General features: G+C 38.7%; 6 protein-coding genes. All 6 read left to right on the plus strand.

The genetic code is table 11. From position 1 onward, the window contains the following. The first annotated feature begins 44 nt into the window (after positions 1–44). Positions 45–2465, plus strand: coding sequence for an N-6 DNA methylase (locus A8990_RS13645; RefSeq protein WP_116189592.1), 2421 nt, complete (start codon positions 45–47; stop codon positions 2463–2465). Further along, positions 2458–3957: a type I restriction-modification system subunit M gene (locus A8990_RS13650; protein ID WP_116189593.1), complete on the plus strand. Its 1500-nt coding sequence runs from the start codon at positions 2458–2460 to the stop codon at positions 3955–3957. Before A8990_RS13645 ends, A8990_RS13650 begins: the two co-directional genes overlap by 8 nt. Positions 3958–4170: 213 nt before the next feature. Further along, positions 4171–5313 (plus strand): restriction endonuclease subunit S, encoded by a 1143-nt coding sequence (locus A8990_RS13660; protein ID WP_116189595.1) that lies wholly within the window; start codon positions 4171–4173, stop codon positions 5311–5313. Between the two features lie 185 nt (positions 5314–5498). Next, positions 5499–8408 (plus strand): type I restriction endonuclease subunit R, encoded by a 2910-nt coding sequence (locus tag A8990_RS13665; RefSeq protein ID WP_116189596.1) that lies wholly within the window; start codon positions 5499–5501, stop codon positions 8406–8408. Between the two features lie 195 nt (positions 8409–8603). Beyond that, positions 8604–9998: a hypothetical protein gene (locus A8990_RS13670; RefSeq protein WP_116189597.1), complete on the plus strand. Its 1395-nt coding sequence runs from the start codon at positions 8604–8606 to the stop codon at positions 9996–9998. A gap of 44 nt (positions 9999–10042) precedes the next feature. Then, the gene (locus tag A8990_RS13675) at positions 10043–12889 is read left to right on the plus strand and encodes an ATP-dependent DNA helicase (RefSeq protein WP_245996009.1); all 2847 of its coding nucleotides are present in this window, start codon (positions 10043–10045) and stop codon (positions 12887–12889) included. Positions 12890–13264 lie beyond the last annotated feature (375 nt).

Here is a 13264-nt window from a genome sequence, read left to right on the forward strand (position 1 = left end):
GAGGCTTCGCTAACAGTATCGGCCCGGCACCAGGGAGGAATTACATGATCGGGGCTATCATTGGCGATATTGTCGGTTCCAGATTTAAATGGGATAATCATCGCTCGAAAAATTTTGATTTTTTAACATACAAGTGTTTTTTCACTGATGACTCGGTAATGTCATTAGCGATATGTGAAGCACTTATGATCTGTAAACGTGATTTTAGTGACTTGGTTGATCAAGCTGTCAAATCCATGCAAGCAATTGGAAGACCCTACCCGAGTAGTGGGTATGGGGGGATGTTCTATAAATGGATATATAGTGATTCGCCTGAGCCTTATTACAGTTTCGGAAACGGTGCAGCAATGAGAGTTAGTGCTTGTGGCTATGTAGCTACTTCCATTGAAGAGGCTAAATTGCTATCACACAAGATGACAGCTGTAACACATAACCATCCTGAGGGAATAAAAGGTGCGGAGGCTACTGCTGTTGCAGTCTATCTGGCTCGAAGCGGAAAAAATATCTTAGAAATTCGCGATTACATTGATAAGCACTACTACCCAGTGAATTTCACGCTTGATGGAATCCGGGAAACATACCAATTTAACGAGACTTGCCAAGAAACAGTTCCGCAAGCACTTGTTGCATTCTTCGAGTCACTCAATTTTGAAGACGCAATCCGGAACGCTGTCTCAATCGGTGGGGATAGTGATACGTTGGCTGCAATTACTGGAGGTGTGGCAGAAGCCTACTACGGTGTGCCGACACATATCAGAAAGCACGCACTGACATTTCTTGATGAGCGGCTCCTGAAGATACTGCTTGAGTTTGAAAACTTATATCCGGCAAAGATGGAAAAGATTCAGTCTTCAGGGAGCGTCAGCATAAAAGAAGAGTCTGCCGGAACCAAAATAAAAACGGGAGGTAGAGAAGAAATGATTCAATCAGCAATGGATGCTGCTGATGAAGCACTGAAAAACAGTACTTCGGAGCCAGAAGAAACAACAAGTCAAAAGCTATTTTCTCACCTTTTTGAAGCCTGCAATATTTTGCGCGGCCCAATTAATCAGGATGAGTATAAAAGCTATGTAACCCCAATTCTATTTTTTAAACGACTATCTGATGTATATGACGAGGAAACTCAAGCCGCGCTAGAGGAATCTGGTGGCGATGAAGAATTTGCTAGTTTTCCAGAAAACCATCGTTTCATCATTCCCGATGGCTGTCATTGGCAGGACGTTCGTGAAGTAAGCGAAAATGTTGGAGTTGCAATAATCAATGCTATGAACGGCATTGAACGTGCCAATCCGGACACCCTTTACGGTGTATTTAGTAGCTTCGATGATGCAAACTGGACAGACAAGACAAAGTTGTCGGATGAACGATTGAAAGACCTTGTAGAACATATGTCGAAAATAAAGGTCGGAAATAGCAACTATTCTGCTGATGTTATGGGAGACAGCTATGAGTTCTTGATTAAAAAATTCGCGGACTTATCAAAGAAGAATGCGGGCGAATTTTACACCCCTCGCTCAATTGTAAAGCTTCTGGTTATGCTCTTGGCTCCTCAAGTTGGTGAGTCCGTATACGATCCCGCAGCGGGCACTGGTGGGATGCTGATTGAGGCTATCCAATATATGAAGGGTGATAAACTTACTTATGGGCGCATCTATGGTCAAGAGAAGAACCTCGCCACTTCTGCCATTGCCAGAATGAACCTGTTCCTTCATGGAGCGCATGATTTTAAGGTTTCTCAAGGTGATACGCTTCGATCGCCAAATTACCTGGAAGGTGGCAAGCTGAAAACCTTCGATTGTGTCATAGCGAATCCGCCATTTTCCTTAAAGAATTGGGGTGCTGAACAGTTTAGTTCGGACATCTATGGTCGCAATTTATGGGGATGCCCTACGGACTCTAATGGAGACTTTGCTTGGTTGCAGCACATGGTAAAATCCATGGATCCTAATGGCGGGCGGTGTGCAATTGTACTTCCTCAAGGTGTATTGTTCCGTGGTGGTAAAGAAGGCGAGATTCGAAAAGAACTTGTTGAATCCGATAAGTTGGAATGCATCATTACATTAGTAGGTGGCGTTTTTTACTCAACGGGTGTCTCGGCCTGTATCCTGCTTCTGAATAATAAAAAGCCGAATAATCATAAAGGTCGTATATGCATGATTGATGCATCAAGCATCTATACTCCCCAGCGAGCACAGAACATTATGACTGAAAATGACATTCGGAAGGTGTTTGATTACTACACTGTTTACGAGGATGTAATTGAACATGTTAAGATCGTCAATTTAGACGATATCCGCGGTAAAGATTACACACTGGCAATCAACAATTATTTCGAAAAGAATGAACAAGAAACTGTGCCGCCGGCAGAGGTTCGAAGAGAGTATCTTAAAGCTTTTGACGAGATGGTTGAAGCTGAAGCAGAAATGATGAAACTACTCCTGGAAGGAGGATATGTCAATGAGTAAGCGTATTACAATTGAAGAATTGCAATCCTACCTTTGGAGTTCTGCTGTTCTATTACGTACAAATATCGATGCTGGAGCATATAAGCAGTATATATTCCCGCTGTTGTTCTTCAAGCGTATCAGCGATGTTTATGATGAGGAATGCGAACAAATTTTAGAGGAATACGATGGAGACGAAGAAGCTTTAACTTGGGAGGAGAATCACCGTTTCATCGTGCCGGAAGGCTCTCACTGGCGTGATGTTCGAGAAGTAACAGAGAATGTTGGAGTTGCAATTGTGAATGCTTTTCGAAAAATAGAAAATGCAAATGCCAACAAACTGCAAGGCATCTTTGGTGATGGAGCTTGGACGAATAAAAATCGCCTCCCTGATCGGTTACTGAAAGAGTTAATTGAACATTTCAGCACTAAAACGCTCTCAATTAAGAACTGCCCGGAGGATGAGTTAGGTCAGGGATATGAGTATTTGATAAGAAAATTTGCTGATGACAGCGGCCACACCGCGCAGGAATTTTATACGAACCGTACAGTGGTACACTTGATGACCGAAATGCTAAAACCCGAATCCGGCGAATCCATATATGATCCTACATGCGGCAGTGCTGGGATGTTGATTTCAGCAATTGCATACTTGAAGGATCAGAAAAAAGAATGGCGTAATGTATCGGTCTTTGGACAAGAAGTTAACGCACTTACATCCGCCATTGGCAAGATGAATCTTTTTCTTCATGGGTTGAAAGACTTTGATATTGTCAATGGTGATACTTTAAAAGCGCCTGCTTTTATTGAAAAGGGTCAGCTAAGACAATTTGATTTGATCCTTGCCAATCCACCGTACTCTATCAGTCAATGGGATCGTGAAGCATTCGCTAGCGACAAATATGGTCGGAATTTCCTTGGTGTCCCACCACAAGGACGCGCTGATTATGCTTTCTTGCAGCATATAATCAAGAGCCTTAATAAGGAAACTGGTCGCTGTGCAATTCTGTTCCCTCACGGCGTACTATTTAGAAATGAAGAGAGCGCGATGCGAGAAAATCTCATTCGCAATGATATGCTTGAATGCATTATAGGGTTAGGTCCAAATCTATTCTATAACTCTCCGATGGAGGCTTGTATCATTATTTGTAGAATGAATAAACGCCCAGAGCGCCGCGGTCAAGTTCTTTTCATCAATGCAGTCAATGAAGTTGAACGCAAAAATGCGCAGAGTTTTTTGGAGGAAAAGCACATCCAAAAAATCGCTAAAGCTTACGATGAATATAAAACGGATAGCGATTTCGCTCGTGTTGTAACAATTCAGGATTTGGAAGAAAACAACTTCTCTTTGAGCATCCCGCTATATATTAAGCATCCGGGCCAAGATATCGAAGTAGATGAGCGATCTCTGCAGGAATGCTATGAGGATTGGAGAACTGCATCAGAAATAATGAAATTACGCTATATGAAATTAAATGAAATGCTAGGGAAGCAGGTCGGAAGTGATGAGTAGAGTGCTCTTGGGTGATGTTGATAAAGAGCGTAGAACTGCCAGATATGGACAAACAACGTGAGTTGGCGAAGATCTTCAGGGCTATAGAGACAACTAAAAAGACTTACCAAAAACTGCTACAGAAGATAGATGAGTTGGTGAAATCTAAATTTATCGAGCTCTTAAAGGGCTGGTTTTGCTCACTCATATCTCAGATAAATGGAGGTATACGGTATGGCAAAATATCGTTTTGAAGAGATTGCATATAACAGCACGGAAAAGAAAAAGCCAGTTGAGGAAGATCGCTTTACTTATATCGGTCTTGAACATCTCGACCCAGGAACTTTGAAAGTAACACGTTACGGTTCTGATGTTGCTCCAACAGGTGAAAAGCTAGTTATGAAAGAAGGAGATGTACTTTTCGGAAAGCGTAGGGCTTATCAGAAGAAGGTAGCAATTTCTCCTTTTGATGGAATTTTTTCTGCGCACGGCATGGTTTTGAGGCCTAGAGAGAATGTCATAGATAAAGATTTTTTTCCGCTGTTAATAAGCTCAGACTACTTCTTAGATGCGGCAATAAAAATTTCAGTGGGTTCACTCTCTCCAACAATAAACTGGGGTGATCTAAAAATTCTTGAATTTGAGCTCCCGCCTTTAGCAGAACAAAGAAAACTAGCTAAGGCCCTCCGGGCAATAAACGATACTATTGAGAGCTATAGAAAGTTACTAACTGCAACCGAGCAGCTAGTGAAATCGCATTTTATCGAGATGTTTGGGGATCCAATTACTAATCCATTGGGATGGCAGTCAAAACCCCTGCTTGAAACTGGAACATGTAAAAATGGGATAAACTATACTTCTAATGAGTCAGGGATAAAGATACATTGTCTTGGTGTCGGGGATTTTAAAGACCTGTCAGAAATACGAGATACATCAGTACTGCCGACGATAACTCTTAATTCGCATCCGTCAGAAGAATACTTGTTACAAAACGGAGATATTGTTTTTGTCCGTTCCAACGGTAACAAGGAACTTGTGGGACGTTGTTTAGCTGTGTATCCAGAAGATAGTTCAATAACATATAGTGGATTTTGCATACGTTATCGCTTGGTCATTGATAGTTTAAAAATACCTTATTTACTACAGGTATTTAAGTCAAATTCTGTTCGTCAAAATATGGTTGGAAGAGGAGCTAATATTCAAAATCTAAACCAAAAGATTCTTTCGGAAATAAATATACCAATACCACCAATTGAACTTCAAAATCAGTTTGAAGATTTCGTCCAACAGGCCGACAAATCAAAATTTGAGCTGGAACAAGCACTTAAAGAGCTGGATTCCACTTACAAGAGAATCTTTTCTGAGAATCTCGGCTGACATGTAATGCTATTTGATTTCCTCCCGATTCATATTATTACAAGATTAAGCAAGAGATTTTATGGATGAAAAGTTAATTGTAGGAATTAACGTCGTTGACCAGCTCGAGAGAGACGTTTACTACGAAAGCAAAGGTTTTTCATGTAATCAATATCGATATTGTTATTAAGATTGGAGGCCACTTGATGTTTAATGAAGACAATACGATAGAGCAATTGACGCTGACAACGCTCAAGAGTAATGGCTGGAAGTACATGTCTGCCGAAGAGTTGTCACGCGAATACTCGGATGCCATGGTTGAAACATTGGTTAAAGAGGCGCTCATTCGACTCAATCCTGAAATTGCTGAAGAACCATCCCGCGCAGATGAAGTTATCTATAAACTGCGGACGTTAATATTGACGGTTCAGCCGCACAATCTAGTAACGCAGAATGAAATGTTCAAGAAGATGGTTTTGGAAGAGAATTCCTATCCATTCGGCAAAGATGGACGAATGATTCCCATTCGATTTTTTGGAACAATGACTAAAGAAGACCTAAAGTTGAACGAATATGTTGTCACCAATCAATGGGTATATCCACAAAAAGAGAACGGTAAAAGATTAGATATTGTTCTATTGATTAATGGATTTCCTGTGGTGATTGGTGAGTTGAAAACGCCTGTTCGTAATTCTATAACATGGTTGGATGCTGCTGGAGATATAGCTGCATATGAAAAAAGCATACCAGGCATGTTTGTAACTAACATATTCAATTTTGCTACTGAAGGCAAATGTTACAGATACGGTTCAGTTTGCATGCCAGTTGGAATGTGGGGTCCATGGCATACTCCGGATCATAAAAGTGAAGGAAGTCTTGCCGATGTGAAGATCAGTGTTGAAGATATGATTACACCTGAGAAAGTCATGGACATTTTTCAGTTTTTTACATTATTTGCAACTGATAAAAAGTATCGCAAATATAAAGTCATATGCCGCTATCAACAATATGAGGGTGCGAATCTTATTGTGGAACGTGTAAAGGCCGGATACCCGAAACAAGGGCTTATCTGGCACTTTCAGGGTTCGGGTAAATCGTTACTGATGGTTTTTGCAGCACAAAAACTTAGAATGATGCCTGAACTAAACAATCCAACAATAGTTATAGTTGACGACCGAATTGACCTAGAGACGCAGATAACTGCAACGTTTAACGCATCTGATATTCCTAATCTTGTCAGCCTTAGCTCAAAGGACGATTTAGAATCCTTCTTTTTAGGGGACCAGAGAAAGATTGCAATTACCACAATCTTTAAATTTGGTGATATTAAAAAGGAACTTAACCCTAGAGACAATATCATACTTATGGTGGATGAAGCTCATAGAACTCAGGAAGGCGATCTAGGGAGTAAGATTCGTCTTGCTCTTCCGAATGCGTTTTTCTTTGGCCTTACAGGTACACCGATTAATCGTATTGATAAAAATACGTTCAATACGTTTGGTGCAGTTGAGGATAAGAGTGGATACATGAGCAAGTATTCCTTTTCGGATTCAATCCGTGACAATGCGACGCTACCATTGAATTTCGAACCGGTACCAGTTGACCTGCATGTGGATAAAGAAAAGCTTGATGCTGAATTCGAAGCATTAACAGAGAATTTATCTAAAGAAGATAAAGCAGAGCTGTCTCGAAGGGTCAACATGAAAGCTATCATGTATGACCGCAAGCGCATCAGAAAGATATGTGAGCATATAGCGAAGCATTACCGGGAAAAAATTGAACCCAATGGATACAAAGGTCAGGTTGTTTGTTATGACAGAACGTGCTGTCTTATGTATAAAGAAGAACTTGATAAAATACTAGGTCCGGAAGCAACTACCATCGTTATGGACACCAATAATGACAAAGAGGATAAGTATAAAGCGTATAAACGTGATAGGGACGCAGAAGGAAAGGTTTTAGATAGATTTAGAGAACCTAACGACCCACTGAAGCTTGTTATTGTAACGTCAAAGCTTCTTACTGGTTTTGATGCACCTATATTGCAGGCAATGTACCTTGATAAGCCAATGAAAGATCATAATTTGTTACAGGCCATCTGCCGTACTAACAGAACCTATGATGAAGGAAAGACTCACGGTTTGATTGTTGACTACATAGGTATCTTTGATAATGTAGCAACAGCTTTGGACTTTGATGAATCGAGTATGAGAAAGGTCATCTCGAATATTGAAGATGTCAAAAAGCAGATCCCTGCTCTAATGCGTAAGTGTTTGAGTTATTTCATGGGAGTAGACCGTACAATAGATGGTTGGGAAGGTTTAATAGCTGCACAAGAATGTTTGCCAACCAATAAAATCAAAGACGAATTTGGAGCCGATTATAAAGTACTCAATAGAGCGTGGGATGCTATATCGCCAGATCCGTTTCTGAGTTCAATGAAATTCGATTATCAATGGCTGACAAGAGTATTCGAATCAGTAAAACCTACTGATGGAAGAGGTGGGTTGATTTGGGCTTCTCTTGGGGCGAAAACATTGGAACTAGTTCACGAGAATCTTCAAGTCGGAGAAGTACATGATGATATGGAAATTCTTACGATGGATGCAGATTTAATCGATGAATTTATTGAAAAACAAAAAAATCTGAGAAAGACAACGATTAAAGTTGAAATTGATTTGGTCGCGAAAATTCGAAAACATAGTAATGACGTTAAATTTGTTAAGTTAGGAGAAAAACTTGAAAGTCTCCGAGAGAAACACGAACAAGGGCTAATAACCAGTATTGAGTTTCTAAAACTGCTATTAGAACTTGCGCGGGAAGCTGCAGAAGCTGAACAAGAAGTAGTGCCTGAGGAAGAAGTGGATAAAGGGAAGGCGGCATTAACGGAGCTTTTTGATGGGTTGAGGAATTCAAAGACACCAATTATCGTCGAACGAATTGTTGGCGATATAGATGATATCGTTAAGATTGTACGATTCGATGGTTGGCAGGGTACAACCGCAGGAAAACAGGAAGTGAAGAAAGCTCTTAGAAGTGTTGTCTGGGTCAAATACAAAATTAAAGACAAAGAAGTCTTTGATAAAGCTTATCAGTACATTGAACAGTATTACTAATTCGGAGAAGTAAAGATGGAGAAAACGTAAACCTCCCTTATTGGCTAAAAAATATAAGGATTGGCCAATAGAGGTGTAGAGGGGGGAAGCCATAGTTTCTAACCTTTAGGTTTTCTGCGAGAGGAATATTGGCCGGCAAAGGGGCAGATATAAATTCTGCTCTTTTTATTTTACCAAGTATCGGAGGTCTTAAAGATGGTCGAGGATCAATCTCAGATGCTGTCTCGCGAGCAGATCTATAACGAGGTGTGGGAGTTGTCGCTTGCTGGTGTTGCTAGGAAATATGGCACATCGTACGGCCTTATATATAAGCTTTGTAAAGAAGTAAATGTGCCCATACCACCTTCAGGGTATTGGACGAAGTTAAATTTCGGAAAGTCGGTATCGAAACCACCTCTTCCAAACTCCACTATAAATGAAGTTGCTATTCCTCGTTCAAAAACGCCGCGAATAAGAGTACAGATTATTGATAATGGTATGGCAACCATTTCAAAAGTAAAACTTGAGGACGCACAGCAGGATGGTAACGCGGTAAGCAATGCTGGTGCCGGTCCGGAATATGTTAAGGATGATGATTCATTAGAAGCAGGGTGGGATACTGGCGCATTTTCAAGATTGTATTCGGAATCCGCTTGCAACAGCCTTATAGATAGGTTGACATTCCTCAATGAGGTTGAAAGGAGCAAGGTGTTAAGTATAGCGAGTCGGATACAGATCCCGCATGAAAGGGTAAAAGCACACCCTACAGTCGCTGCATATAAGAACGTTGTAAGTGATTGGAACAAGAACGATAAAAAAGAAATTGGCGCTCAAAGAAGCCGTCAAAACTACAGCTCTTATAGGTCCAGTCCTCCATTTTTAGCTGGTGTGATTTCGAAAGAGGCACTTCCACGTGTTTATCGAATCCTTGGGGCACTTATTCATGCTATAGAACGGTTGGGAGGTTCAGTGACGGATTCTCTCACATTTATTGTTCGGAATGAATCGGTGTCCCTAGAGATATATGAAATGCAGGACAAAATCGATCATGTTATAACAAAGTCAGAAGAGAATCAGCTTCGCAAATATGAGGAAGATAAAAAGCGGTACTCCTGGGCTTCGAAACCGAATTTACGCAAATATGATTACGTAATTAACGGGCAGTTGTGTATCACTATAAATCAAAATCAAAGTAAAAGGTTTCGTGATAACAAGTCTTCCATAGTGGAAGATCAATTAGTAATTCTTCTGATCGAGATGTATGAAGCATCCGAAATTATACGAAAAGATCGAGAAGTGCGTGAAGAAGAGCACCGTAAACGCGAAGAAGCAGAGAGATTACGAGAAGAACGCCGAAAGCGTTATATAATTGAAGTTGAGCGTACGGCTGCATTGACGAATTTGGCTCAGGATTACGCAATGGCGTGTAAAATCAGGGCATATGTTTCAGCATTGGAATCGTCCCATAAAGGCGATGACCTGGAATGGATCGATTGGGCAAAGAAGAAAGCCGATTGGTATGATCCCACTATAGCTAGAGAAGATGAGTTTCTTGGGAAGCGCGAACACGAGAAGGGAAAAAGTTTAAAATCTGACCATGCGTGGTGGTAATAGCTTTTCGGGAAACGTTCCTTCACGTTAAGTGGAACGTGTGTTTGGAAGGACGTGAAAACTTTATGGCGAATTATGTATCTCAATATAGTTCTAAGGTCTATGGTCAAGATTTCTCACCACTTCAGATTGTCTTTCTACGCACAAAAATATATTGCTTGATAAAAAAAACAATAGAGGGAGAATGCATTGTGAAAATTAATTCTAATATATTAGTTATAAATAGTAGTATATGTAATAACATTGATAAGTTTAGTTCCGACGAAAGAGGACTTTTGTCTCAAAATATTTTATCACAACTTAGAAACTTCGTTGAATCAATTGCAGTGAAAATATATGGAGCAGGCAATGATATTGAAGTCACATACAGCAATATTACAAAGGCTCTTGAACATATAAGATCAAAAGGAAGTTATAAATTTCTAACTAAATTTCACGATTTGTTACAAATTTCTGCTTCCCATTACACTCTTGATGAGGGGAATTCAGAAAGACTTATGTTAAAGTACTACGAGTACTTGCTGAAAATTAAGATTTTTCTAAAAAACACGTATAATATAAATGTGCTAGAAAATATAGACAAGTTTCCTCTTGATACTGATTCTAATCTATCAGAGTATTATGAAAAAATTGCTGCTAGAGTAAATCAATCTCATTCGAATAAAACTAGAAGTTCTTATAATGATCGGTACTATATTCAAAAAGTTAAACCGATATTTATTAACCATTATATATACTATGAAGTGACTTTCACTGTTGCTAATGATAAGGCAAGCAAATTCGATAGAGTAATAGCATTTACTAATCTGGATATTTCAAGCAATTACGCTGTCAAGCTTTCGGTAAGAAATGATACTATTGAAATAATGGGAAAGATAATGCCTATTCAGATTATTGAGGGATGGGAAGTGTCGATACGTCCTTGCGAACTTAATAGGTTTGCACAAATAGTTGGGACGAAACGTATTAATGGCGGCTCGACAGAATATCGAGAAATTATGCGTTTCTTGACTGAAACGGGTATGAGTTTAGTTGACTTGATAGATTCTTCTCAGGATTACTTCTTGCATGTAAAAAATCAAATTTTTAGAAGTGTGACGGATTTTCGTTTTTTTGAAGCTTTAGAAAAAAGTCGTGAACTAGTTCTAAATAATCGTCCTGGCAGTAATGTAATCAGATATTTACTTCACAAATTAAACAACAAGGTTTTAAAGCAGCAGCATTTCAATCGAGAAAATAATTACTTATCTTATTTGAATTTGAGCAATCGCTGTATTCCGTTTGATAAAATGCCGTTCAATACATCGTTGAGCAATCATAATCCGAAAATCTTAGATTTGTACGAGTGCATAAAGTCTTCAGGTCGAGAACATGAACTTCTTGCACGATTTATTAAAAACAACACTGAAAGGAATGGAGTATTGTTCACTCCAAAAAAAAATATTGAAGGATTTGATAATATAGACGCTCTTTTGCAGAAGTATAATAGCGCTCTATATCGCAAACATCTTCATCGAAGATTGGAAAACTATAAAGACCATATCTATATCGATGGTTACGCTGAAGATAGCGTTGAAATTATTAAAAAGCTCAGGGAGATATCTTCATCTGGTATTGATAACTACTTGAATTCAGTTGAATACTGGTTACAGTCATCTGCTTATAATATTGATTGCGATGAGAAGAAAACCGCATTAAAGCAAATGTTTATAAACTCCCGTGTAGCTTTCATTTATGGTTCTGCCGGAACAGGTAAATCTACGTTGATTAACCATGTATCGAATTTCTTCAATAACGGGAAAAAGTTATATTTAGCTAACACAAATCCAGCTGTAGATAATCTTAGACGTAAAGTAAATGCTGCAAATTGCTCCTTTAAGACTATTCGAAAGTTTTTATCATCAAAAGATTCTGATGATACATGTGATTTATTGATCATTGATGAATGCAGTACAGTTAGTAATACGGACATGAAGGAGATTCTTGAAAAAGCAAAATACAAATTATTGATTTTAGTCGGGGATATTTATCAAATTGAATCAATTGTATTTGGAAATTGGTTTAGTATTGCACGGTCATTCATATCAGCAAAATCTGTTTTTGAATTAATAAATCCATATCGTACTACAAATCAAGGCCTGCTAAATGTTTGGAACAAAGTACGAACTATAGATATTGCTATTTTAGAACCATTAGTAAAAAATAATTATTCTGTTTCATTGAATGAGTCAATATTTGATAATTCTGAAGATGAACAAATTATTCTCTGTCTAAATTATGATGGCCTATATGGCATAAATAATATTAATAGATTTCTTCAGGGTAATAATCCGAGCTTTCCAATTCAGTGGGGGATCAATACATATAAAGTTAACGATCCAATTTTATTTAATGAATCGGAACGATTTGCCCCCCTTATTTATAATAATTTGAAGGGGAAAATCACTGGAATAGATGTCTATGAGGATAAAATACAATTTGAAATTGAAATCGACAAGGTAATAAACGAATTTGATGCTGAAGGTTATGATTTCAATTTTATCGGCACTGCACAAAACGGAAATTCCATCATTAGATTTTCTGTTAATAAATTTAAAAGCACTGATGAGGATGATGATTCGACATCAGATGCAGTCGTTCCGTTTCAAGTAGCATATGCTGTATCTATCCATAAAGCACAAGGGTTGGAATATAACTCTGTAAAAATTGTTATTACGAATGAGATCGAAGAACTCATTACTCATAACATTTTCTATACGTCAATCACGCGAGCAAAAGAAAATTTGAAAATTTATTGGACACCTGAAACGGAGCATAAGGTATTAAATAGCTTAGAATTTAAAGATGGGAGAAAAGATATTGCGCTTTTAAAATCAAAATATAGTTTGTGAGTACTTTGGTCTTACTCTAAAACGGTTATGCCCGCCTGTGGACGCTAAGGAGATTAAGCCGAAGAGCCCACCCTTGCGCATTTAACCTTGGTTGAGAAAAACTAAAATCCCCGAAGATCATTAATATCTAGGTTAACGGGGATTTCGCTATTTATTAATAAAAGCATATTATGTTAATTCATGTCGTTGTATAAGTTAAGTATAGAACGATAGGGGAGTATATAGTTGGTAGTGAAGGGTTCGCTTTCATCCAAAAAGGACAGTAACTCATAGTTGCTGTCTTTTGTTTTTGCTAACATGACTTCATATACAATTTTCTGAACGCTGAGTGAAAAGAACATAAAATTTAACCCGCGTGGTTAAAATGTGTTATGC

Origin of the sequence: Paenibacillus taihuensis, from assembly GCF_003386535.1 — a bacterium.
Classification (GTDB): Bacteria; Bacillota; Bacilli; order Paenibacillales; family Paenibacillaceae; genus Paenibacillus_Z; species Paenibacillus_Z taihuensis.

Excerpts from the sequence above, each read along its gene's own strand:
- A8990_RS13670 (WP_116189597.1), top strand. The coding sequence starts at position 8,604 with ATGGTCGAGGATCAATCTCAGATGCTGTCTCGCGAGCAGATCTATAAC.
- A8990_RS13645 (WP_116189592.1), top strand. The coding sequence starts at position 45 with ATGATCGGGGCTATCATTGGCGATATTGTCGGTTCCAGATTTAAATGG.
- A8990_RS13650 (WP_116189593.1), top strand. The coding sequence starts at position 2,458 with ATGAGTAAGCGTATTACAATTGAAGAATTGCAATCCTACCTTTGGAGT.
- A8990_RS13665 (WP_116189596.1), top strand. The coding sequence starts at position 5,499 with ATGTTTAATGAAGACAATACGATAGAGCAATTGACGCTGACAACGCTC.
- A8990_RS13660 (WP_116189595.1), top strand. The coding sequence starts at position 4,171 with ATGGCAAAATATCGTTTTGAAGAGATTGCATATAACAGCACGGAAAAG.